Annotated in this window: 23 protein-coding genes; 12 read left to right on the plus strand and 11 right to left on the minus strand. The window is 53.4% G+C overall.

The genetic code is table 11. From position 1 onward, the window contains the following. Positions 1-8: 8 nt before the first annotated feature. Positions 9-1,298: a phosphoribosylamine--glycine ligase gene (gene purD, locus AB182_RS23695; RefSeq protein ID WP_047372239.1), complete on the plus strand. Its 1,290-nt coding sequence runs from the start codon at positions 9-11 to the stop codon at positions 1,296-1,298. On the opposite strand, the gene zraR is transcribed toward purD, so the two are convergent. Further along, complete coding sequence (gene zraR, locus AB182_RS23700; RefSeq protein ID WP_047372240.1) at positions 1,295-2,626, minus strand: sigma-54-dependent response regulator transcription factor ZraR; 1,332 nt, start codon at positions 2,624-2,626, stop codon at positions 1,295-1,297. The genes purD and zraR overlap by 4 nt on opposite strands. After that, entirely contained in the window at positions 2,623-4,005 is a 1,383-nt protein-coding gene (zraS, locus tag AB182_RS23705; RefSeq protein WP_047373421.1) for a two-component system sensor histidine kinase ZraS, read from the minus strand. Before zraS ends, zraR begins: the two co-directional genes overlap by 4 nt. A 259-nt stretch (positions 4,006-4,264) precedes the next feature. Here zraS and zraP point away from each other — a divergent pair, with 259 nt between their 5' ends. Beyond that, a complete protein-coding gene (gene zraP, locus AB182_RS23710) occupies positions 4,265-4,699 on the plus strand; it encodes a zinc resistance sensor/chaperone ZraP (protein ID WP_047372241.1) in 435 nt (144 codons plus the stop codon). A gap of 3 nt (positions 4,700-4,702) precedes the next feature. Here zraP and AB182_RS23715 read toward each other — a convergent pair whose 3' ends face one another. From AB182_RS23715 to nudC, 6 genes are all read right to left on the minus strand, one after another. Beyond that, positions 4,703-5,395, minus strand: a complete 693-nt coding sequence (locus AB182_RS23715; RefSeq protein ID WP_047372242.1) for a DUF1481 domain-containing protein — start codon at positions 5,393-5,395, stop codon at positions 4,703-4,705. A 13-nt stretch (positions 5,396-5,408) separates the two neighbouring features. Continuing rightward, the gene (hupA, locus tag AB182_RS23720; RefSeq protein WP_035890328.1) at positions 5,409-5,681 is read right to left on the minus strand and encodes a nucleoid-associated protein HU-alpha; all 273 of its coding nucleotides are present in this window, start codon (positions 5,679-5,681) and stop codon (positions 5,409-5,411) included. A 186-nt stretch (positions 5,682-5,867) separates the two neighbouring features. Next, positions 5,868-6,458: a YjaG family protein gene (locus AB182_RS23725; protein ID WP_047372243.1), complete on the minus strand. Its 591-nt coding sequence runs from the start codon at positions 6,456-6,458 to the stop codon at positions 5,868-5,870. 42 nt (positions 6,459-6,500) lie between these two features. Next, complete coding sequence (nfi, locus tag AB182_RS23730) at positions 6,501-7,172, minus strand: deoxyribonuclease V (protein ID WP_047372244.1); 672 nt, start codon at positions 7,170-7,172, stop codon at positions 6,501-6,503. A gap of 9 nt (positions 7,173-7,181) precedes the next feature. Continuing rightward, complete coding sequence (hemE, locus tag AB182_RS23735; RefSeq protein WP_047372245.1) at positions 7,182-8,246, minus strand: uroporphyrinogen decarboxylase; 1,065 nt, start codon at positions 8,244-8,246, stop codon at positions 7,182-7,184. Positions 8,247-8,407: 161 nt separating this feature from the next. Continuing rightward, on the minus strand, positions 8,408-9,181 hold the full coding sequence (nudC, locus tag AB182_RS23740) for an NAD(+) diphosphatase (protein WP_047372246.1): 774 nt from the start codon (positions 9,179-9,181) through the stop codon (positions 8,408-8,410). Positions 9,182-9,270: 89 nt separating this feature from the next. Between nudC and AB182_RS23745 the strand changes: the two genes are divergently transcribed. The 10 genes from AB182_RS23745 (at position 9,271) to AB182_RS23790 (ending at position 18,166) form a co-directional block, all read left to right on the plus strand. Next, positions 9,271-9,774, plus strand: coding sequence for an Rsd/AlgQ family anti-sigma factor (locus AB182_RS23745; RefSeq protein WP_047372247.1), 504 nt, complete (start codon positions 9,271-9,273; stop codon positions 9,772-9,774). Between the two features lie 362 nt (positions 9,775-10,136). Continuing rightward, positions 10,137-12,032 (plus strand): phosphomethylpyrimidine synthase ThiC, encoded by a 1,896-nt coding sequence (gene thiC, locus AB182_RS23750; RefSeq protein ID WP_047372248.1) that lies wholly within the window; start codon positions 10,137-10,139, stop codon positions 12,030-12,032. Then, positions 12,032-12,667, plus strand: a complete 636-nt coding sequence (gene thiE, locus AB182_RS23755) for a thiamine phosphate synthase (protein WP_047372249.1) — start codon at positions 12,032-12,034, stop codon at positions 12,665-12,667. The genes thiC and thiE overlap by 1 nt, the downstream gene beginning before the upstream one ends. Next, positions 12,660-13,418 carry a HesA/MoeB/ThiF family protein gene (locus AB182_RS23760; protein ID WP_047372250.1) on the plus strand — a complete coding sequence of 253 codons (759 nt, stop codon included), beginning with the start codon at positions 12,660-12,662 and terminating at the stop codon, positions 13,416-13,418. The genes thiE and AB182_RS23760 overlap by 8 nt, the downstream gene beginning before the upstream one ends. After that, positions 13,399-13,599 carry a sulfur carrier protein ThiS gene (gene thiS, locus AB182_RS23765; protein ID WP_047372251.1) on the plus strand — a complete coding sequence of 67 codons (201 nt, stop codon included), beginning with the start codon at positions 13,399-13,401 and terminating at the stop codon, positions 13,597-13,599. The genes AB182_RS23760 and thiS overlap by 20 nt, the downstream gene beginning before the upstream one ends. Before the next feature lies 1 nt (position 13,600). After that, positions 13,601-14,371 (plus strand): thiazole synthase, encoded by a 771-nt coding sequence (thiG, locus tag AB182_RS23770; protein WP_047372252.1) that lies wholly within the window; start codon positions 13,601-13,603, stop codon positions 14,369-14,371. Then, positions 14,368-15,522, plus strand: coding sequence for a 2-iminoacetate synthase ThiH (gene thiH, locus AB182_RS23775; RefSeq protein WP_047372253.1), 1,155 nt, complete (start codon positions 14,368-14,370; stop codon positions 15,520-15,522). The genes thiG and thiH overlap by 4 nt, the downstream gene beginning before the upstream one ends. Positions 15,523-15,847: 325 nt before the next feature. Beyond that, positions 15,848-17,416 (plus strand): sensor domain-containing diguanylate cyclase, encoded by a 1,569-nt coding sequence (locus AB182_RS23780; RefSeq protein WP_047372254.1) that lies wholly within the window; start codon positions 15,848-15,850, stop codon positions 17,414-17,416. Positions 17,417-17,535: 119 nt separating this feature from the next. After that, the gene (locus AB182_RS23785; RefSeq protein WP_039076854.1) at positions 17,536-17,841 is read left to right on the plus strand and encodes a PTS sugar transporter subunit IIB; all 306 of its coding nucleotides are present in this window, start codon (positions 17,536-17,538) and stop codon (positions 17,839-17,841) included. Positions 17,842-17,845: 4 nt separating this feature from the next. Next, entirely contained in the window at positions 17,846-18,166 is a 321-nt protein-coding gene (locus AB182_RS23790) for a PTS lactose/cellobiose transporter subunit IIA (RefSeq protein ID WP_047372255.1), read from the plus strand. 117 nt (positions 18,167-18,283) lie between these two features. Here the strand turns inward: AB182_RS23790 and AB182_RS23795 are convergent, their stop codons facing one another. From AB182_RS23795 to rpoC, 3 genes are all read right to left on the minus strand, one after another. Beyond that, complete coding sequence (locus tag AB182_RS23795) at positions 18,284-18,607, minus strand: cupin domain-containing protein (protein ID WP_047372256.1); 324 nt, start codon at positions 18,605-18,607, stop codon at positions 18,284-18,286. Between the two features lie 55 nt (positions 18,608-18,662). Further along, the gene (locus AB182_RS23800; protein WP_047372257.1) at positions 18,663-19,916 is read right to left on the minus strand and encodes a PTS ascorbate transporter subunit IIC; all 1,254 of its coding nucleotides are present in this window, start codon (positions 19,914-19,916) and stop codon (positions 18,663-18,665) included. Positions 19,917-20,434: 518 nt separating this feature from the next. Further along, positions 20,435-24,658, minus strand: coding sequence for a DNA-directed RNA polymerase subunit beta' (rpoC, locus tag AB182_RS23805; RefSeq protein ID WP_047372258.1), 4,224 nt, complete (start codon positions 24,656-24,658; stop codon positions 20,435-20,437). Positions 24,659-24,728: the final 70 nt, after the last annotated feature.

A 24,728-nucleotide genomic window follows, 5' to 3' on the forward strand; every position in this document is an offset into this window, starting at 1 on the left:
AGCAAAGAATGAAAGTATTAGTGATTGGTAACGGCGGGCGCGAGCACGCGCTGGCGTGGAAAGCGGCACAGTCACCGCTGGTCGACACCGTTTTCGTCGCGCCGGGTAATGCGGGCACCGCGCTGGAACCGACGCTGCAAAACGTGGCGATCGGCGTGACCGATATTCCGGCCCTGCTGGATTTTGCCCGAAACGAGAAAATCGATCTGACCATCGTTGGCCCGGAAGCGCCGCTGGTGATTGGCGTGGTTGACGCCTTCCGCGCGGCAGGTCTGAAAATCTTCGGCCCAACCGAAGGCGCCGCGCAGCTTGAAGGCTCCAAAGCCTTCACCAAGGATTTTCTGGCGCGTCATAACATTCCGACTGCGGAATACCAGAACTTCACCGAAGTGGAGCCCGCGCTGGCTTACCTGCGCGAAAAAGGCGCGCCGATCGTCATTAAAGCCGACGGTCTGGCTGCCGGTAAAGGCGTTATCGTCGCAATGACGCTTGAGGAAGCCGAAGCCGCCGTCAACGATATGCTGGCGGGTAATGCGTTTGGTGACGCGGGCCATCGCATCGTGATCGAGGAATTCCTCGACGGTGAAGAGGCCAGCTTTATTGTGATGGTCGATGGGGAGCATGTGCTGCCGATGGCGACCAGCCAGGATCATAAGCGTGTCGGCGATGGCGATACCGGCCCAAATACGGGCGGTATGGGAGCGTACTCCCCTGCTCCTGTAGTGACGGATGAAGTCCACCAGCGCACCATGGAACGTATCATTTGGCCGACCGTGAAAGGGATGGCCGCCGAAGGGAACACTTATACCGGCTTCCTGTACGCCGGTCTGATGATCGACAAACAGGGTAACCCGAAGGTTATCGAGTTCAACTGCCGCTTTGGCGATCCGGAAACGCAACCGATCATGCTGCGCATGAAATCCGATCTGGTGGATCTGTGTCTCGCCGCCTGCGATGGCAAGCTCGATGAGAAAACCTCCGACTGGGATGAACGCGCGTCTCTCGGCGTCGTTATCGCAGCGGGGGGTTATCCGGGCAATTACAACACCGGTGATGAGATCCACGGTTTGCCGCTGGAAGAGGTGGACGGCGCGAAGGTCTTCCACGCCGGGACGAAGCTGGCCGATGATGATCGCGTTCTCACCAATGGTGGTCGCGTATTGTGCGCCACTGCGCTGGGTCATACCGTTGCCGACGCCCAGAAGCGTGCCTATGCATTAATGGAAAATATTCAGTGGGAAGGCAGCTTTAGCCGTAAAGATATCGGTTATCGTGCGATTGCCCGCGAGCAAAACTAACGCGAAAGTTTTGCGAGCAGTGTTTTACGGGTGATCCCTAACTGACGGGCGGCTTCGGTTTTGTTGCCGCCCGTTTTTTCAAGTGCCGCCAGGATCGCTTCTTTCTCTACTTCTACCAGTGGCTGAATCAGGTTACCTTCGAGTGGCCTGCCTGAAACTGGCGTACCGACAATCGCAAGCGGCAGCTCACGCTCAGAAATATACTCCCCGGTCAGCAAGACCACCGCCCGCTCCACCGCATTCTCCAGCTCACGAATATTGCCCGGCCATTCGTAGTGAATCAGCATGTCCATCGCCTGTGGCGTAAATCCCAGTACCGTTTTGCGGTTACGCTCGGCGTAACGTTGCAGAAAATAGCGCGCCAGCGGAGGGATATCTTCCCTGCGTTGACGCAGCGGCGGCATGTCGATAGTCACCACGTTCAGACGGTAGTAAAGATCCTGCCGAAAACGCCCGGCGCTGACTTCTTCGGCTAATTGCCGATGGGTGGCGGCAATCAGCCGCACATCGACCGAAAGGGTCTGGTTGCTGCCCACGCGTTGTACTTCGCGCTCCTGAATCGCTCGTAGCAGACGTACCTGCATCAGCGGCGAAATATCGCCAATCTCATCCAGAAATAGCGTGCCGCCGTCCGCCTCAACAAAACGTCCTTCCCGACGTTTGTCCGCGCCGGTAAACGCACCTTTCTCATGGCCAAACAGCTCCGACTCCAGCAACGACTCGTTAAGCGCCGCACAGTTGAGGGTAATCAGCGGCCTGTGGCTGCGACCACTGCTGGCATGCAGCGCCCGCGCGACCAGTTCTTTCCCGGTTCCCGACTCGCCGTGAATTAATACCGTCGCATCAGATGGCGCAACCAGGGCAATATTGTTCAGCAAAGTTCGCATCGCCGGGCTATCGCCAACCATACCAAACTGCGCGGCGGGAGTGTCTGCTACGGGGGACTCACTCAGACGCGTGTGCGCCAGCGCCTGAGACAATGTTTGCTGCAACTTGTCAAAGTCCAGCGGCTTGATGAGGTAGTCCAGCGCTCCGGATTTCAGCGCTTCCACTGCGGTATCAACGCTGGAGTACGCAGTCATGATTAATACCGGAATCGACGGATTCAAGGTTTTGATCTCTTTCAGCGTTTCGATACCGTCCATCTCTGCCATGCGGATATCGCAAAGTACCAGATCAAATACATGCTGACGCACCTGTTCCAGCGCCTGCATGCCGTTATGGGCCGACTCAACACGATATCCCCAGCCCTGTAACAGGGCCTGTAAAATAGTGCAATGGCTGATGTCATCGTCCACCACCAGAATATCGACCTGCCTGCCATTCATCCTTGTTCATCCTTCTGTTGCCCGTTGATCGGCAAAAAGATAATAAATGCCGCCCCCTTGCCGGGAATGCTCTCGACTTGAATCATTCCGCCGTGCTGCTCAATAATGTTTTGCACCACCGCTAAACCCAGCCCGGTGCCGTCGGCCCTGGTGGTGAAATACGGGGTGAAGATGGCCTGTAACTGCTCCGCCGTCATCCCCTTACCGCTGTCCGCAACGCTTACCTTAACTCGCCCGTCGCCACATTCACTCGCTGCAACCGTAATGACACCATCATGCTCAATGGCATGGATAGCATTGAGGTAGAGGTTCAGCAACACCTGCTTCAAACGATCCGGATCGGCCTGAATACGGCATAACTCTGGCTGCGGGCTGAAATTGAGCATAATCGCCCGGCTTGCGGCATCCTGGCTAACCAACCGAAGCGAGTGTCTAATCACTTCATTCAGATCAACTGACTGGTAGGTTAAATGGGCCGGACGCACCAGTTCCAGTAGCTCGCTGACAACCCTGTTCAGACGATCGGCCTCCTTCGCCATCACCTGAGCCAGTTGATGCGCTTCTCCATCAGGCGGAGCGCGTTCGGCAAAATACCTTGCCAGCCCTTTGATGGAAGACAACGGATTGCGGATCTCATGCGCGACACCCGCAGCCAGATGCCCAAGCGCCACCAGCTTTTCTTTGCGCGCCATCGCCTCCTGCAATTGTTTACGCGAACGCTGATAACGGCGAAACCAGAACTGGCTCAACACGGTTGCAATCATGACGACCCCTGCAGCGCAGATCATAATGACCATATTGCGCAGGCCACGAACCCTGGCAGCATCCAGTTCGCGCGTATCAAAAGCGATGAAAATGACCTGCGGTAGCTCGGCACGCTGAACAGCAGATTCGCGGGATAGCATCATACGCATATGATGGCCGCCACCGCTGTTAAGCGGGCGAAATTGACGATAAATCTCCAGTGCCGGTTCCGGCTGTTCGAGCCGCCGCCAGCGTTCTTCCCGGCCAATCTTCAGTTCGTGCATCGTATTGGCGGAGTACAGTGTCCCGCCAACCTGCTGTGGATCACTATGGGCGAGAATTTTGCCGTTCTCATCCGTCACCGCAAACCACAACACGCCGGGCTGCCAGGCCATTTCCTCCAGCAGCGCCTGCAGTTGCGTATGATGCATACGCATACCTAAGCCCACGCGGGTTCCGGACTCAAGGGCGCGAATTAACACGCTGCCTTTCTCCTGAATGGTTTGCCGCGCGGCATTGTTCTCCCGGTCATAGTCACGCACGATAAGCGCGGAGAACAGGCACACCAGTAGCACAATAAAACCAGTCAATAGCCAGCTCAGACCAACGGCGACGGAATCCTTCGACAACCGCATCATGTTTATTACGACTCCCTTTATTTCTGCTCCCGTTCACTCAGCAGAAATCATGCCATTTTTCTGCCGCGGTAAACCTGCCCGCGGCCATAAACCCGCAAGGAGAACGAGTAAAAATGACCCACCTTACTCTTTACCGTGAGTCATTTTTACTCGCCGCCATCGGCCTGTGCCCCTATAGCACCCTATATCTGCGGGTCTCTCATCCTGGCATGGAAGATGCAAATCACTGAATAACTACCACCCAGGAGAATAAACGATGAAACGGAACCAAAAAATAACAGTGACACTCATTACCCTTGCCGCACTGACCTTAGGTAGCAGCTCAGCATGGGCAAGGCACCACGGGAATAACGGAAACGGAATGGGCCCGCAGGGTTACAGCCAACTGAGCACTGAACAACAGGCCACTGCCCAGAAGCTACATAATGATTTTTATGAACAAACCCGTGCGTTACGCCAGCAACTCACCTCAAAACGCTATGAATACAATGCGTTATTAACCGCCGATAAGCCGGACAGCACAAAAATTGAGTCCGCAGCCCAGGAGATGGAAACACTGAGACAAAAACTGGACCAGCAGCGAGTCAAGTTTGATATCGCCTTAGCACAGGCAGGTATTCCTCGCGGCGAAGGCATGGGACACGGAAGTTGCGGCGGAGGTCGCGAACATATGGGAATGAATCACTGGTAAGACTTAGAAGCTTTTCTCAGTTGGCTGCCAGGTACAAAAATCCTCATTGGCCACCAGCAGCAACTGAGAACCCTCTGGCCCTTCCAGCCACGCAACGCTCACTTCTGCCGATGAATGATTCTGCCGACGCTCTATATGGCTAATAGCCAGAGAATCGAGGTCAGGTTTGACAGTTTGGCCTTCGCATGTTGTTACGGAACCGTTGGCATGCCAACGGCCCTGGCGGAGCACCACACGCCCAAGACGCAATGCGTCGCTGGTCTGCCGTAGTTGGTTCGCGCGATAACGGTAGAGCGCTATCTGATCGCTGGAAAGCTGCTGTTTCTGACCGTTGACTTCACGCTGCATGAAACTCAGCTCGCCGTGATCATCAAAGCGCACACGGATATGTTCCGGGGTTTTACCATAGATATTGAGTTCAATAAGCTGGAGTTCATCGCCCTGCCAGCGGTATTCGCTCAGAGAGGTATTCCCGTTGTGCCACGGGCTAAAGGCGGCGAGAAGATGGGTCTCGCTGTCGGAATCTTTGCGCCAAAGGCGCTCTGCGCCCTGGTCCCCGGCGTAGCCGCTGGCGGTGAAGGGGGGAAGTGAGGCGTTGTGGCTACAGGCAGTTAAGAACAGCACGCCCGCCAGCACCCGTGATCGGTGCCAGAAAGACAAAAGGGGCCGCAAAGCCCCTTCGATAAAACTGTTCACTGCCACGCCTGTCTTACTTAACAGAGTCTTTCAGTGCTTTACCAGAAACAAACGCCGGTACATTAGCTGCGGCGATTTTGATTTCTTTACCGGTCTGCGGGTTGCGGCCAGTACGCTCAGCGCGGTGGTTCACTTTGAAGGTACCGAAACCAACCAGTTGTACAGCATCGCCTTCTTTCAGAGACTCAGTAATCGCAGCCAGGGTGGATTCAAGAGCAGCTTTCGCTTGCGCTTTAGACAGATCAGCCTTGTCTGCAATTACATCAATCAGTTGAGTCTTGTTCATAAGTTATCCTTTCAATGTGTTTATCGCTTGCTAAGCATCGAGTGCGACGGAAATGCCTCAAAAGCACTCTCCTGCATACACGCACCGATAGCCACGTTTTTTCGCCCCCCAAATGTAGACCAGACGGGGGTGCGAAGGGAAGCCTCCCAGGACGACAAAACAGGCGTTAAATCACGTTTTGTTGTCTCATTGCTGCAAATTTATACCGATATTACTGTCTCCGGCCTCACGCAGGTCTGCGCGAAGGCCTTTGATCAGCTCAATATCGCGTTCTTCGCAGGCAGCCAAAAGGCGGAAAATCTCCCACTGAATGTCCCATTCCTGTTCAACCGCCGGATTCTCTTTCAGCTCTTCGTCGGTCATTTCGCGACCTTCCTGGGTCATTTCCAGCATCGCAACGGTGGTAATAGACGTCTTACTCACCTCAACCGCGTACTCCATCGATTCACCGCTCAGCAGAGCATGAATAAGATCACTAAGCGCCACACACGCATCAATCGCCGGGTAGACACCGTACATATCGTAGTCGTCAGCCGAGGGAATTGCCTCTTCCAGCTTCTCAAGCTGATTATCGAAATTCACCTTCGCATCTTTTACCGTCAGCGTTTCCCACACCAAATCGAGAATGCGGCGATAAAGCTGCGGGTCGCCAAACTCCGTTTCCTGGCAGAACATGGCGTAATTGGGATACATGCGCTCGCAAAGAGAGGCCATAAAGGTGACGTGCTGCCACGTTGCCAGCTTCTCCAGACGCAGGTGAATCGGGTTTTGTAACATGATAGGTTCTCTGATGCAGAAATTAGCGGCAGTGTACCTGAATCAACGCTGAATTTCCTGCCAACGCGCGAATGCAGGGCGACCCGATGCCACTGCATCGGCCCACCGGGTCGGTTCAGGCAGGCGATAGCCTTTCATGCAACGCTGTACCCATGCCAGCGCGGTATCCACGCTTACACGATGCCCTGTCGCCACGAAAAGTGGATTACAGCGCGCTTTGCTGCGCCAGACCCATGCCAGTTGTTCGCCTTTGTCCATTAGCGGCGCCAGAGCGCCCGGTTCGTCAGAGAGGGGCTCAAATTTCCCGCACAGCCGTTTTTTAGCCACGCCAATGGTCGGTACATCTACCAGTAGGCCAAAGTGGCTGGCGACCCCCAGACGGCGGGGATGCGATATTCCATGCCCGTCGACAAAGAGCAGATCCGGTTTTTGCGAGAGCAGCTCCCACGCAGCAAGCAGCGCGGGATATTCACGGAAAGAGAGAAAGCCGGGGATATAAGGCATCGTGGTCGCAATACGCGCCACTTTATACTCAACCAGTTCCAGTTCAGGCCAGGTCAACAGCACCATTGCGGCACGCGTCACTTCACCGCCTTGCTCAAACCCCACATCCGCACCGCCGATCAGGGAAGGCGGATCTTTTTCCAGACGATCCTCACGGGAAACAGAAGCGGCAAATTCAATTTGTTGAGCGCGTAGCGACGCAAGATCCATAACGACTCCTTACTGGTGATACGGGGCTGAGAGCCTGTGCACCGCCTCCACAAATACGCCAGCGTGTTCTGGCGGCACATCCTGGTGGATGCCGTGACCGAGGTTAAACACATGCCCTTCACCTTGTCCGAAACCAGCAAGTATAGACGCCACTTCGTCTTCAATGCGGGCAGGTGCGGCATAAAGCATCGAGGGATCCATGTTGCCCTGCAGTGCCACTTTATGGCCGACGCGGCGGCGTGCATCGCTGATATCCGTCGTCCAGTCAAGGCCCAGTGCATCACAGCCCGTCTCCGCCATCGCTTCCAGCCACTGTCCGCCGCCTTTGGTAAACAGCGTCACGGGCACGCGCTTGCCGTCGTTTTCACGCAGCAGGCCGTCAACAATCTTATGCATGTAATAGAGCGAGAATTGCTGATAATCGCGCCCGGTCAGCACACCGCCCCAGGTGTCGAAAATCATCACGGATTGGGCACCCGCTTTGATCTGTGCGTTAAGGTACAGAGTGACGCTGCTGGCCAGCTTATCGAGCAGTAAATGCAGCGTTTGCGGTTCGGCGTACATCATCTTTTTAATGACGGTAAAGGCTTTGCTGCTGCCCCCTTCCACCATATAGGTAGCCAGCGTCCACGGGCTACCCGAGAAACCAATCAGCGGCACTTCGCCTTTAAGCTCACGGCGGATCGTGCGCACGGCGTTCATGACGTAACCCAGTTCCTGTTCCGGATCGGGCACGGGCAGTTTTTCCACGTCCGCATGGCAGGTAATGGGAGAGGTAAAACGAGGACCTTCGCCCGCCTCGAAATAGAGTCCTAACCCCATCGCGTCCGGGATGGTCAGGATATCGGAAAACAGGATGGCCGCGTCGAGGTTATAGCGACGTAAAGGCTGAAGGGTGACTTCGCACGCCAGCTCGGCATTTTTGCACAGCGACATAAAATCACCTGCCTGCGCGCGCGTCGCTTTGTACTCCGGGAGATAGCGACCAGCCTGACGCATCATCCATACTGGCGTCACATCCACCGGCTGGCGCAAAAGTGCGCGAAGGTAGCGATCGTTTTTTAATTCGGTCATGTTTACATTCCTTTAGCGTCTGGCCGCCAGTTTATACACAAAGTCATTTACGTGGCATCGCCGCAGCAATTGAGCGAACCCCGGGAGCTTACTCAGGTCAGTGGCCGGGGCAAGCAAAAGCAGCCAACAATGAGGCCAATTGAAGGACGAAGTGTATCATGTCACTCGTAGTCTGCCCGACACTGCGCTACCGTATCTTCAATCAGACGACGGGCCACGGTACCCGGTGGCGGCAACAGCGGCAGATCGTCGTAGCGGTACCAGCCGGCATCTATCAACTCTTTGGGATCGATAACAATCTCCCCACTGTCATATTCCGCCATAAAAGCTGTCATCAACGATTGCGGGAATGGCCAGGGCTGCGAGGTGATATAACGCAGGTTTTTCACTTTGATACCGCTCTCTTCCATCACTTCACGCGCGACGGCCTGTTCCAGCGTTTCGCCCACTTCGACAAAACCGGCCAGAACGGTATAAATACCATTACGATGACGGGTGTGCTGAGCCAGTAGAATTTTGTCGTCGCGGCGAATGGCAACGATAATGCAAGGCGCAATTTGCGGGTAATAACGTTCGCGGCAATGGTCACATAGCATGGCCCACTCTGTCTTACTGGGGTGCATAGTATGCCCGCAATAACCACAAAACTTGTGTGAGCGGTAAAACTCAGCCAGTTGAACACCACGCCCGGCCAGTTGAAACAATCCAGGATCCTGCTCAATGACCTGACGAACGGTTCCCATCTCCTGCCGACGATTCTGGCGGATCATCCACACAGGTTCGCCGTCCCATTCGCCTATCCGCAGTGCGCTTTGCCCCACAAGATCGAAATTTCCTGCATTACCGAGTGGTAATTCTCCCCCGGGCAACCATAATTTTTGTTCATGGCTTACGATCCACCAGCCATGATCTGATGACTCGATAATACGATGCATTTGTTTGCACTACCTTAGCTTTACTGGCATGTTGTTAACATTATTATTACATTCGAGCTTTTTTTAATCTTAATATTGCGGAGTCAATTATGCTAAACCAGTTAGCAACCCTGGCGGAACGAATTGGAGGAAGTAACGAACTGGTCGACAACTGGCTGTATAACCGAAAACAGCTACTGGTTCATTACTACAACCTGGTTGGCATAACACCTGGAAAAGGCTCGTACATGCAGCTGAATGAAAAAGCGCTGGACGAATTCTGTCATAACCTGGTTGAATACCTTTCCGCCGGTCATTTTAATATTTATGAACGGATTATCGGTGAAATGGAAGGGACCAGCCCACTTTTAGCCTCCACGCAGATTTATCCTCTCCTCGAAGCCAATACCCTGGAAATTATGGAGTATTACGACTCCAGCCTGGAAAACGCTATCGATGATGACAATTACGTTGAATTCCAGCAGGCGCTGTCTGATATCGGTGAAGCGCTGGCAGCCCGCTTCACGCTTGAGGATAAGTTGATCGTACTGGCATACGACAACAATCTTAAGGACGGCGCTAACGACGAAAGTGGAATGGCGCGTCCTGCTTGAGTTCTTTCTGATTAACGCGTAGTTTAAAAAACAGTCCCCCGTCTTTGGACGGGGTTTTTCTTGTCGGAGTGCCTATATTTCCACAGCAGCATTCGCGATGCCTTGACGCGGCAGGTCAGTGAATTCCGGGAGCTTACATAAGTAAGCGACGGGGTGAGCGGACGTAGCCATCAAAGAGACAGCGCGAAGCATGAAGTGGAAAAGGCTGAGACCGTTAATTCGGGATCCGCGGAACCTGATCAGGTTAGAACCTGCGAAGGGAACAAGAGTAATCCATTCACATCAATCACCCTTGCGGTGATCTGTTGTTATTACTCCATCCGTCGTCTGACAAGCCATGTCCTTAACATCTGGAATGAGCTATGTCTGCAAATCAACTTACACGCCGTGAACAACGCGCCCAGGCGCAACATTTTATCGACACGCTGGAAGGCACCGCATTCCCGAACTCAAGACGCATCTACATCACCGGCTCCCAGCCTGATATTCGTATTCCGATGCGCGAAATCCAGCTTAGCCCGACGCTTATCGGCGGCTCGAAAGACAACCCCCAATACGAAGAAAATGAGGCGATTCCGGTCTATGACACCTCCGGTCCTTATGGCGACCCGAATGTGGCTATCGACGCGCAGCAAGGGCTGGCAAAACTGCGTCAGCCGTGGATTGACGCCCGTGATGATACCGAAGAACTGCGCGATCGCAGTTCTGTGTACACCAGGGAGCGGCTTGCGGATGATGGCCTGAACGACCTGCGTTTTAGCGGTTTACTGACACCGAAACGGGCCAAAGCGGGCCAGCGTGTTACCCAACTGCATTATGCGCGCCAGGGGATTGTGACCCCGGAAATGGAGTTCATCGCCATTCGTGAAAACATGGGTCGCGAGCGTATCCGTGGCGAGGTGTTGCGCCAGCAGCATCCTGGCCACAGCTTTGGCGCTAACCTGCCAGAAAATATCACCGCGGAATTCGTGCGCGACGAAGTGGCAGTCGGACGCGCCATCATTCCCGCCAACATCAACCACCCGGAATCGGAACCAATGATTATCGGGCGCAATTTCCTGGTGAAGGTCAACGCCAACATCGGCAACTCGGCGGTCACCTCCTCCATCGAAGAAGAGGTCGAAAAGCTGGTGTGGTCCACGCGCTGGGGCGCGGATACGGTAATGGACCTCTCAACGGGCCGCTATATTCACGAAACCCGCGAATGGATCCTGCGTAACAGCCCGGTGCCGATTGGTACTGTGCCGATCTACCAGGCATTAGAGAAGGTGAACGGCATCGCCGAAAACCTGACCTGGGAAGCCTTCCGTGACACCCTGCTGGAGCAGGCTGAGCAAGGTGTCGACTACTTCACCATTCACGCCGGCGTGCTGCTGCGCTACGTGCCGATGACCGCCAAACGCCTGACCGGCATCGTCTCGCGCGGCGGTTCTATCATGGCGAAGTGGTGCCTGTCTCACCATCAGGAAAACTTCCTCTACGAACACTTCCGCGAAATCTGTGAAATCTGCGCCGCCTATGATGTCTCGCTCTCTCTCGGCGATGGTCTGCGTCCAGGCTCGATTCAGGATGCCAACGACGCAGCGCAGTTTGCCGAACTGCATACGCTGGGCGAACTGACCAAAATTGCCTGGGAATACGATGTGCAGGTGATGATTGAAGGCCCTGGGCACGTACCGATGCAGATGATTCGCCGCAACATGACCGAAGAGCTTGAGCATTGCCATGAAGCGCCGTTCTACACGCTGGGGCCGTTGACGACCGATATCGCACCGGGTTATGACCACTTCACCTCCGGGATTGGCGCGGCAATGATCGGCTGGTTTGGCTGCGCCATGCTCTGCTATGTCACGCCAAAAGAGCATCTCGGCCTGCCAAACAAAGAGGATGTGAAGCAAGGACTGATTACCTACAAGATCGCCGCCCACGCAGCGGATCTGGCGAAAGGCCATCCCGGTGCGCAGATCCGCGATAACGCCATGTCCAAAGCGCGTTTCGAATTCCGCTGGGAAGACCAGTTCAACCTGGCGCTTGACCCGTTCACCGCCCGTGCCTATCACGATGAAACCCTGCCGCAGGAGTCCGGTAAAGTCGCCCACTTCTGCTCCATGTGCGGACCGAAATTCTGCTCAATGAAGATCAGCCAGGAAGTGCGGGATTACGCCGCAGCCCAGACCATTGAAGTGGGGATGGCTGATATGTCTGAAACCTTCCGCGCCAAAGGCGGTGAGATCTATCTCAAAAAGGAGGAAGTCTGATGTACCAACCAGATTTCCCGCGGGTCCCCCTGCGTTTAGGCCTTTACCCGGTGGTCGATAGCGTGGCGTGGATTGAACGCCTGCTTGAAGCCGGTGTACGAACCATTCAGTTACGCATCAAAGAGAAGCGTGACGAAGAGGTTGAGGCCGACGTGGTTGCTGCCATTGCGCTGGGGCGTCGCTACAACGCCCGCCTGTTTATCAATGACTACTGGCGACTGGCGATAAAACATAACGCGTACGGCGTACATCTGGGCCAGGAAGACCTGGAAACCACCGACCTGAAAGCGATTCAGGCGGCGGGCCTGCGTCTCGGCGTATCGACTCACGACGATATGGAAATTGACGTGGCGCTCGCCGCACGCCCGTCCTATATCGCCCTTGGACATGTCTTCCCGACGCAGACGAAACAGATGCCTTCGGCACCGCAGGGGCTGGAACAACTGGCACGCCATATCAAAAGGCTTGCCGATTATCCGACCGTCGCCATCGGAGGGATCAGCCTTGCACGCGCGCCCGAAGTGCTTGCGACCGGCACAGGCAGTATTGCGGTCGTCAGCGCTATTACGCAGGCGGCTGACTGGCGTAAGGCAACGGCGCAATTACTGGATCTGGCGGGGGTTGGCGATGAATGATCGTGACTTTATGCGTTATAGCCGCCAGATGTTGCTGGAAGATATCGCCATTGACGGGCAACAAAAACTGCTCGCCAGTCGGGTGCTGATTGTCGGATTAGGCGGGTTAGGCTCCCCCGCCGCGCTCTACCTGGCAGGTGCTGGCGTGGGTACGCTGGTGCTGGCCGACGACGATGACGTGCATCTGAGTAACCTGCAGCGGCAAATCGTGTTTACGACCGACGATATCGCGCGGTCGAAATCACAGGTCGCCAGGCAGCGCCTGGGGCGGCTCAACCCGGAAATTTCACTGTTCGCCCTTGAGCAACGCCTTTCCGGCGAGGCGTTGCGCCACGCGGTGGACAATGCCGATCTGGTACTCGATTGCACCGACAATATGGCGACACGTCAGGCGATTAATGCCGCCTGCGTCAGCACCAGCACACCGTTGATTACCGCCAGCGCCGTGGGTTTCGGGGGGCAGTTGATGGTGCTCACACCGCCGTGGACCCATGGTTGCTATCGCTGTTTGTGGCCAGATGAACAGGAGCCTGAACGCAACTGTCGTACCGCCGGTGTGATCGGTCCGGTGGTTGGTGTAATGGGCACATTACAGGCGCTGGAAGCCATCAAGCTTTTGAGTGGGATAACCACTACCAGCGGGGAATTGCGCCTGTTCGACGCCCGCGCCAACAACTGGCGCAGCCTGGCATTACGCCGGGCCAGCGATTGCCCGGTTTGTGGAGGGCTACATGCACATCCAGTTCAATGACAGCCCAATGCAACTCGACGATGCGCTGACCATCACGGCCCTTTTGCAGCAACTTGATCAGTTAAAACCCGGCGCCGCGTTGGCGCTTAATCAACAAATTCTCCCGCGTGAGCGGTGGGAAGAGCATATCGTGCAGGACGGCGACCAGATCCTGCTTTTCCAGGTTATTGCAGGGGGCTGAGATGTTACGCATTGCAGACAAACAATTTGATTCACATTTGTTTACCGGCACCGGGAAATTTGCCAACGCAGCGCTGATGGTTGATGCCATTCGCGCTTCCGGCAGCCAGTTAGTCACACTGGCGATGAAACGCGTGGATTTACGTCAGCATAACGATGCCATCCTCGCGCCACTACTGGCAGCCGGCGTCACGCTGCTGCCTAACACATCAGGAGCGAAAACGGCGCAAGAAGCCATTTTTGCCGCGCAACTGGCACGCGAAGCACTGGGCACGCACTGGCTGAAACTGGAAATCCACCCGGATGCCCGCTGGCTTTTGCCGGACCCTATCGAGACGCTGAAAGCGGCAGAAGCGCTGGTGAAACAGGGATTTGTCGTGTTGCCTTACTGTGGCGCAGATCCGGTGTTATGTAAGCGTCTCGAAGAGGTCGGTTGTGCCGCCGTCATGCCTCTGGGCGCACCCATTGGTTCCAACCAGGGGCTGGAAACACGCGCGATGCTGGAGATCATCATCGAACAGGCGACCGTGCCGGTGGTGGTCGATGCCGGTATTGGCGTCCCCTGCCATGCAACGCAGGCGCTGGAAATGGGCGCTGATGCAGTTCTGGTGAATACGGCGATTGCCGTGGCTGACGATCCGGTAACAATGGCGCATGCGTTCCGTCTGGCGGTTGAGGCCGGCATGCTGGCACGGCGGGCGGTTCCCGGCGCGCGTCATTCGCATGCTGTTGCCACCAGCCCGCTTACCGGTTTTCTGGAGGCCAGTGTATGAAGACGTTTACCGATTACTGGCGAACGCTGAACTGGGATGATCTTCGGCTACGAATTAGCAGTAAAACGGCGGCCGATGTGGAGCGAGCCCTGAATGCCGCGCGCCCGACCCGCGATGACTTAATGGCCCTTCTCTCTCCCGCCGCCGGCGCTTATCTGGAGCCTCTGGCACAAAAAGCACAGCGTCTCACACGCCAGCGCTTTGGCAATACGGTGAGCTTTTACGTCCCGTTGTACCTCTCTAACTTATGCGCCAACGACTGTACCTACTGTGGCTTTTCGATGAGTAACCACATCAAGCGCAAGACGCTCGATGAATCGGATATCGCGCGCGAATGTGCAGCCATCCGTGAAATGGGGTTCGAACATTTGTTGCTGGTCACTGGCGAGCACCAGGGAAAAGTGGGAATGGACTATTTCCGCCGTCACCTGCCGACGATTCGTCGCCAGTTCGCCTCATTGCAGATGGAAGTACAGCCACTCTCCATGGAGGAATATGCCGAGCTGAAAACACTGGGGCTGGATGGCGTCATGGTGTATCAGGAAACCTGGCACGAAGCACAGTATGCCCGGCATCATCTGCGCGGCAAGAAACAGGATTTTTTCTGGCGCCTGGAGACGCCGGACAGGCTCGGCCAGGCGGGTATCGATAAAATCGGCCTTGGCGCGTTAATTGGCCTTTCTGACAGCTGGCGGGTGGACTGTTACATGATGGCGGAGCATTTGTTATGGCTACAGCAGCGCTACTGGCAAAGCCGTTTTTCTGTTTCGTTTCCCCGATTACGCCCTTGCGCTGGCGGCATTGAGCCCGCGTCGATTATGGATGAGCGTCAGTTAGTGCAGACCATTTGCGCTTTTCGACTCTTTTCACCAGAAATCGAACTGTCACTCTCAACACGTGAATCCCCCTGGTTTCGCGATCATGTGGTGCCGCTGGCCATCAATAACGTCAGCGCATTTTCCAAAACCCAACCCGGTGGTTATGCCGATAATCATCCGGAACTGGAACAATTTTCACCGCATGATAACCGTCGGCCAGAACAGGTAGCCAGCGCGCTGGCAGCACGAGGTTTACAACCCGTGTGGAAAGACTGGGACAGTTGGTTGGGAAGAACGCCGCAAGAAAATGGCAACGTTGCAGTCACGCGCTGATATCTTTCGAGACGCCGCGCATCACGCCTATCGGGACGTTGAGGACGACGCCCCGATTTTCTACTCTGCGCCTGTCAGCAATGGATGCTGACCGGGGTGGACATATTTCTCGCTGCCACCCCGCCTCTTAGGCTCAATATAAAACTACATAATTGATATAAGTCAGCATAACTCTCATTTAAAAAAGCACCATTACCACACAGTATGCTGATTGATGTAATATTGATCAGATAAACATAAAAATGCAGTATCGGTAATAGTTTTCCCCCTGTTCGCTACGCTTCCCTATACTTTTTCTGTTCACTGTCCATCACACCCGAAGATCATGAAAATACATAGCAAAAAGCTTTCCTTCACGATGCCTGTTCTGGTGAGCTTTATCGGTATCTTTGTCTGCTTTGTGGTGATCGCCGCTCTGGTGACACTGAGCCAGCGCAAAGATAATCTTGACGATTATCATAAAGTTAACCTGGCATTTACCCACAACATAGCGGCAAATTATACCGAGACGGTTCTGCAGGAGGATGAATTTATTCTTGACCGCGCCGCCAGCTATTTTGCCCATAATGACCGACTCAACACGATGGTAAACTCAGGGGCAGAGGAAGGCTTGCAGACATTAATGCAGATACTGTCGTTAATGCCTTCCGTTTCCTCTATCTCCCTTGCGGATCCACAAGGCCATCATCTGCGCGCGCCGGAAGTCCTCAACACCGAAGAGAGCCAGCGCTTTCAGCCGCAGACTCGACCGTGGTTTGTCCATCAAGCCGAAGCGCGGATGTTAAGTCAGTATACCGGTACCTACAGCGACTACTTTACCCATAAACCCACCATCACTCTCTACAAACCGGTCATTTCACCGGAAGGTCGCTTAAAGGGGACGCTGGCGTTTCATCTTGATCTCGCCTCAATGAGTTTCGGCCTGCGAAAAATGCAGTCTCCTACCCAGGGGGAATTTTTCGTGGTCGATCGTGACGGGAAAATAATGATGCATCCTGACACAGGGATATTGTTCAATACAGCAATCCGCCCGGCGCTAACGGCGGAAATGACCAGCGGCGAAGGTATCCTCTATGATGAGCAATTCCATTGCTGGTATTACTACAGTTCACTGACCAACCCGGACTGGTTTGCGATTTTCAAAGTCACTGACACGACGATGGATAACCTGCTGCGCCATGAAAGTTTAACGGTCATCTGGGGCTTTGCGGCGGCGGCGATAATCATCATCCTGTTCGGTCTGTATTTACGCCATGCCTCACGCACGGTGTTGATGAATATCATTAATGCCATTGAAACAGGTGATGTTAAAAGCGCCCCGAAACTGGAGCTTATGCTCAGTAAGGCGATTTTGACCAATAAAGAACGAGAGCAAAACTGGGTACGTCAGGCCACCATGGATGCGCTCACCAACTGTAAAAACCGGCGGGCGTTTGATGGCGATATTGCCTCACTCATGAACGAACATAAGGAGTTTGCGCTGGCGCTGGTTGATATCGACAACTTTAAGTCCATCAACGATACCTGGGGGCACCTGAGCGGTGACATTGTGTTACGGAACGTCGCCAGGGAGGGACTACAGGTTTTACAACCTCAGCATATTTCCCTGTACCGTTATGGAGGCGAAGAGTTTGCCGTTATCTTCCCGGGTGAACATATGGCTAATGCGCACCCTCTCCTTGAACAGTGGCGCATCAATGTGGCCAATCGTGACTGGCGCGAAGAAGGCCTTAACGTAACCTTTAGCGCCGGGCTAGGCGAGTGGCAAATGGAGCCGCTGGAGCAACTGGTTAATAGCGTTGATGAGGCGCTTTACCGGGCGAAACAGCAGGGCAAAAACCAAATCGTGTCGTGCAGTAAGTCGCTTCCCTCCGATTCGTCAACCTCGTTGTAACCGGTTTCAGGCGGCGTAGTGAATGTTTGTGATGCTATACACACATTCATGGAAATGCGGTTGTTGAAGGGGCCGGCACGGGATAATTATCAATTATCCCATCCACATCGAGGCTGACTATGAAAAACATCGTTTTATGCTGTGCTGCGGGGATGTCCACCAGCATGCTGGTTCAACGCATGAAAGACGCAGCGCAGAAAAAAGGGGTAGAAGTTTCCATTAAAGCCGTTCCCGTCGCTGAGTTTAAAGACAATATCGCTACCGCTGATATTGTACTGCTCGGGCCGCAGGTGAAATATGAGCAGGCCAAGTTGCAGGCGCAGGCTGAACCGCTGGGCAAAAAGGTCGCGGTTATCGATATGATGGATTACGGCATGATGAAAGGTGATGTCGTTCTGGAAAAAGCCCTCAAGCTGATGGAGTAAGCGCGTGGAAGATTTAGAAACCATCATTATGGAGCTGTTAGTTAATGCAGGCGCAGCACGTAGCCAGGCGCTGACGGCGCTGCAACTGGCGCGTAAAGGCGATTTTTCCGGCGCGGAACAGGCCATGGAAGAATCCCATGAGTTCGTTAAAAACGCGCATAAAATACAGACCCAGCTTATTGGTCTTGATGAGGGTACCGGAAAACTGCCGGTCAACTTGATTACCGTCCATTCTCAGGATCATCTAATGAATGCGATGGTCATCCAGGATTTGGCCGGAGACATGATTGAGCTCTACCGCCGCCTGCCGCCCGTTAATCAATAATCCCTCTTTTTCAGTCATGCATGATGCCCGACAAGTCGGGCATTTTGCTATTTAGCCATTGCCAACGCGCATTCCTGGGTACGATGCGGATGTTATTGTCATTAAGCGCGGAAGCGCTTAGGACAAAAAGTCTTCACGTTGCGGCGTGAAGGTATCCAGCAACGTTCCCGCTTCCAGACAAACACAACCGTGCTCAACATGTGGCTTTTTGTAGAGAGTATCGCCAGCGCTGACCTCTTTCGTCACGCCATCAATCGTAAAGCTAAAGCGTCCGGATAACACATAAGTGAGCTGCTCATGCGGGTGGCTATGCATCGGTCCTACGGCACCTTTTGTAAAGTTAACCTCCACCGCCATCATCGTGCCGCCATGGGCCAGAATTCTGCGATTGACACCGTTACCCAAATCTTCCAGCACCGTCTCATTTTTATAAATAAACATTCTTACACCTCGCTAAAACAGACTTTGCAGGCCTTATATATGGCCTGCAGTACGATTAATGAGCCAAACCAAACGTATATTTAATAATGGCTGACAGGAATGTGAAATCAGGGTCAGCGAAGGTCACACTGTCAACACCCAGGTGGCTGAACAACGGCAGTACTAATGCAGGCAGAATGCACAGCAGCAGACCGTTTACGAAACTGGCGATCAATGCCCCCCGCAAGCCACCGGTCGCATTACCAAAAATAGCAGCACTACCGCCGGTAATAAAACTCGCCATGATGCCGGGAATAATCACTGGCAGGCCAATAAACGGGAACAGTGCAACGCAGCACAGCTCCGCCATAAAGCTCACCAGAAAACCGATGAGTACCGCGTTCGGGGACTTATCAAACAACACCATCGGATCCACCGCGGGAATAGAGCCAGGCGCAACAATTTGAGAAAAGCCTTTGAAAGCGGGTACGATTTCCTCGGTAAACATGACCACACCTTTCTTGGCTATATACAAACCACCAGCAAAGGTAGCTGATTTTTCTAATAACCAAACCAGATAAGGTTTACCCGCTAACATCTTATCGAGGAAAGCATGTTCAGCGAATATAGAAGAAATACCCAACAGACAGAACATAGTCAGAAAAGTGGCAACATCAGCATTCTTGAGAAAGCTGAATTTATCGCTAACTTTCACTTCTTCAACGTTAGTCGCTGTATTGCCAAACCATTTCCCTAAATAAGAGCCAATAATATAGGAACTGGATGCCGCATGGGCTATGCAATAATCATTATGGCCAATAATTTTACGGCTAAAGCGTGACAATATGGTAGGAAAAACGGCCATGTAAGTGCCAATGACCACAGAGCCAAAAATAATAGCAAATTGCTCACCATAGCCAAGGCCAATGAGGGCTGCGGTAACGGAAAATGACATAAAGACTATCAGATGCAGCGAGAGGTATATCGCTTTAAAACGGGTATAACGTGCCAGCAGGACGTTAATAATCATCGCAAAGAACAAAATAAATGCGGCAGGCCTGCCCAGCTTATCAATAGTCAATGCCATGATAGCTTCATTGCTTGGAACAACTCCCCGTAAGCCGAATGCATTAGTGAACAGGTCACTGAACATCGTCAGAACACCACCAAGTATGCTGCCACCGGTTTTTATTAAAACAAAGCCAATAAAAGCAAGGAGCGTTCCTTTGATAATATTCGTAATGCTACTTTTTTGTAGAGCCAATCCCAGAAAAGCAATAAAAGCTATAATTATTGCTGGCGTACCTAATATTTTAATGACGTAATCCATAATAAACCCTTCCACCGTAAGCATTGATTATTAACTGATAATGTTTTGTATCTTTTAGTTAGTATTTCAGTAATATTAAAACGAGCTGAGCCCTAAGAATAACTCTCAGAATTATTGTTATAATTTAGCAACCTAAAAAGGATTGCATTATTTAATGCTATAGCGACGCGCTGGTTAAAATTAACCAGTCGTTATAAATCTGAACATAAGACTACTATCAGGATTTGAAAATAAAGCCCCTTCTTTCTGGTCACGAAAATGGCCTGGGTAAAGGCATGCTAACGGGGCGTATTTTAACAAACAGAGGAAAAGAAATTGTGACGAAGACAACTAAAACACCATTTCATTTTAATTAATCCAGGATTTTACTTATTGAGAATGGTGGTGTGGTGAAGGTTTGACTGAAAAAGGGGGGGAAGGAAAATCTGGCATGAAAAGGCAAAAAAAAACTGCACCCTATTCAGTTGGAACCCAACCTTTGGGGTGCAGCTTAACTTACATCAACGTGTCAGCAACGATTACTCGTTGTCGGAACCGCCCAGACCTGCGTTCAGCAGTTCTGCCAGGCTTGCAGAAGCATCTTCTGCAGTAACCTGCGGTGCAGCCGGCAGTTCGCCCGCTGCGCGACGGCGCATACGATCCTGGTGGTACGCATAACCGGTACCGGCCGGGATCAGACGACCCACGATAACGTTCTCTTTCAGGCCACGCAGTTCGTCGCGTTTGCCCGCAACGGCTGCTTCGGTCAGGACACGGGTAGTCTCCTGGAACGATGCCGCAGAGATGAACGATTCGGTTGCCAGAGAAGCTTTGGTGATACCCAGCAGATCGCGCGAGAAGGTCGCACCGATTTTGCCGTTCGCTTCCAGATCGCGGTTAGCAATCTTGACGCGGGAGTATTCAACCTGCTCGCCTTCCAGGAAGTCGGAGCTGCCTGCGCTTTCGATGGTGGCTTTACGCAGCATCTGACGAACGATAACTTCAATGTGTTTATCGTTAATCTTAACGCCCTGCAGACGGTATACGTCCTGAACTTCGTTAACGATGTAACGAGTCACAGCATGCACACCACGCAGACGCAGAATGTCGTGCGGCGCTTCCGGACCGTCGGAAACCACGTCACCACGTTCTACACGTTCACCTTCGAACACGTTGAGCTGACGCCATTTCGGAATCATCTCTTCGTACGGATCGCTACCGTCTACCGGGGTGATAACCAGACGACGTTTCCCTTTGGTCTCTTTACCGAAGGAAATAATACCGCTGATTTCAGCCAGGATAGCCGGCTCTTTCGGACGACGTGCTTCGAACAGGTCCGCAACGCGCGGCAGACCACCGGTGATATCCTTGGTACCGCCGGATTCCTGCGGAATACGCGCCAGGGTGTCACCAGAGCTGATCTGTACGCCATCTTCCAGTTGAACAATCGCTTTACCTGGCAGGAAGTACTGAGCAGGCATATCGGTACCTGGGATCAGAACATCGTTACCCTGGCCGTCAACGATTTTCAGTGCCGGACGCAGGTCTTTACCACCCGCGGTACGTTCAGCAGAATCCAGAACCACCAGAGAAGACAGACCGGTCAGTTCGTCGGTCTGACGCGTAATGGTCTGACCGTCGATCATGTCAGTGAAGCGGATGAAACCACTCACTTCGGTGATAACCGGCATGGTGTGCGGATCCCAGTTTGCTACGGTTTCACCGCCGGCAACCTGCTCACCATCGCCTTTCGCCATAACAGCACCGTAAGGCACTTTATAGCTCTCTTTGGTACGACCGAATTCGTCGATCAATTTCAGCTCGGTGTTACGGGAGGTCACCACCAGTTTACCGCTGGAGTTCACAACCGATTTCGCGTTGCTGAGCTTGATGCTACCTTTGTTTTTCACCTGGATGCTGGATTCAGCAGCCGCACGAGATGCCGCACCACCAATGTGGAACGTACGCATCGTCAGCTGTGTACCTGGCTCACCGATGGACTGTGCTGCGATAACACCGATCGCTTCACCTTTGTTGATGATGTGGCCACGCGCCAGGTCACGACCATAGCAGTGCGCACAAACACCAAAGTCGGTGTCACAGGATACAACGGAGCGAACCTTAACGGAGTCAACGGAGTTCACTTCTAACAGGTCACACCATTGTTCGTTCAGCAGCGTGTTACGCGGAACCAGAATGTCTGCGGTACCCGGTTTGAGAACGTCTTCCGCAGTGACACGGCCCAGTACGCGATCGCGCAGCGGCTCTTTAACATCGCCACCCTCGATAACCGGGGTCATGGTGATGCCTTCCAGAGTGCCACAGTCATCTTCAGTGACGACCAGGTCCTGTGCCACGTCAACCAGACGACGGGTCAGGTAACCGGAGTTCGCTGTTTTCAGTGCGGTATCCGCCAGACCTTTACGCGCACCGTGCGTGGAGATGAAGTACTGGAGTACGTTCAGACCTTCACGGAAGTTCGCGGTGATTGGCGTTTCGATGATGGAGCCATCCGGCTTCGCCATCAGACCACGCATACCTGCCAGCTGACGAATCTGTGCTGCAGAACCACGCGCACCGGAGTCAGCCATCATGTAGATGCTGTTAAAGGAAACCTGCTGTTCTTCTTCACCTTTACGGTTAATAACCGTTTCAGTCTGCAGGTTATCCATCATCGCTTTGGATACGCGATCGTTCGCCGCGGCCCAGATATCGATAACTTTGTTATAGCGTTCGCCCGCTGTTACCAGACCGGACTGGAACTGTTCCTGAATCTCAGCCACTTCTGCTTCGGCTTCGGCGATGATCTCGGCTTTTTTCGCCGGGATAACCATATCGTCGATACCAACAGAGGCGCCAGAACGTGCTGCATACGCAAAACCGGTATACATGGTCTGGTCAGCAAAGATTACAGTCGGTTTCAGACCCAGAATGCGGTAACAGGTGTTCAGCATTTTGGAGATTGCTTTTTTGCCCAGCGGCTGGTTCACGATAGAGAACGGCAGACCTTTCGGCACAATCATCCACAGAATCGCACGACCTACCGTCGTATCGATCAGGCTGGTTTTAGACGTAAATTCGCCCTGAGCATTTTTTTCAAACTCAGTGATACGTACTTTAACGCGAGCATGCAGCTCAGCCTGGCCAGAACGGTACAGACGCTCCGCTTCTTTCGGGCCAGTCAACACCATGCCTTCGCCTTTGGCATTGATTTTGTCACGGGTCATATAGTACAGACCCAGTACAACGTCCTGAGACGGAACGATGATAGGTTCGCCGTTCGCCGGAGACAGGATGTTGTTGGTAGACATCATCAGCGCACGCGCTTCCAACTGGGCTTCCAGCGTCAGCGGTACGTGGACAGCCATCTGGTCACCATCGAAGTCGGCGTTATACGCCGCACAAACCAGCGGGTGCAGCTGAATAGCTTTACCTTCGATCAGTACCGGTTCAAAAGCCTGGATACCCAGACGGTGCAGGGTTGGCGCACGGTTCAACAGTACCGGGTGTTCGCGGATCACTTCGTCCAGGATATCCCAAACGACAGCTTCTTCACGCTCAACCATTTTCTTAGCGGCTTTGATGGTGGTGGCGAGGCCACGCAGTTCCAGCTTGCCGTAGATGAACGGTTTGAACAGTTCCAGTGCCATTTTCTTCGGCAGACCGCACTGATGCAGACGCAGGTATGGACCTACGGTGATTACAGAACGACCGGAGTAGTCAACACGCTTACCGAGCAGGTTCTGACGGAAACGACCCTGTTTACCTTTGATCATATCGGCCAAAGATTTCAGAGGACGTTTGTTAGAACCGGTGATCGCACGACCGCGACGACCGTTATCCAGCAGGGCGTCAACCGCTTCCTGCAGCATACGTTTTTCGTTGCGTACGATGATGTCCGGCGCAGCCAGATCCAGCAGACGTTTCAGACGGTTGTTACGGTTGATCACGCGACGGTACAGATCGTTCAGATCCGACGTTGCGAAACGACCACCATCCAGCGGAACCAGCGGACGCAGATCTGGCGGCAGAACCGGCAGAACGGTCAGGATCATCCACTCTGGTTTGTTACCAGACTGAACGAACGCTTCCAGCAGCTTGATACGCTTGGTCAGCTTTTTACGCTTGGTTTCGGAGTTGGTTTCGTTCAGCTCTTCACGCAGTTGCTCGCACTCTTGCTCCAGATCCATGCTTTTCAGCAGGGCCTGAATAGCTTCCGCACCCATTTTCGCGTCGAATTCGTCACCGAACTCTTCCAGCGCGTCCAGATACTGTTCTTCGGTCAGAATCTGGTTACGTTCCAGGTTCGTCATACCGCCTTCGATAACCACATAGGATTCGAAGTACAGAACACGTTCGATATCACGCAGCGGCATATCCAGCAGCAGACCGATACGGGACGGCAGAGATTTCAGGAACCAGATGTGCGCCGTTGGAGATGCCAGTTCGATGTGGCCCATACGCTCACGGCGTACTTTAGTCTGGGTCACTTCAACGCCGCACTTCTCACAGATCACACCGCGGTGTTTCAGGCGCTTGTACTTACCGCACAGGCACTCGTAGTCTTTTACTGGCCCGAAAATACGCGCACAGAAAAGGCCGTCACGCTCAGGCTTGAACGTACGGTAGTTGATGGTTTCCGGCTTTTTAACTTCACCGAAAGACCATGAACGGATCATGTCTGGCGAAGCCAGAGCAATTTTGATCGCATCAAACTCTTCGGTTTTAGTCTGCGCTTTCAGAAACTTTAATAAATCTTTCACGGATTTGCTCCCGTCGGAGTTAGCACAATCTGGTGTCGGGGGTTAACCCGACACCAGTGACCTGTTTGAG

Origin of the sequence: Phytobacter ursingii (genome assembly GCF_001022135.1) — a bacterium.
GTDB classification, from domain to species: Bacteria; Pseudomonadota; Gammaproteobacteria; order Enterobacterales; family Enterobacteriaceae; genus Phytobacter; species Phytobacter ursingii.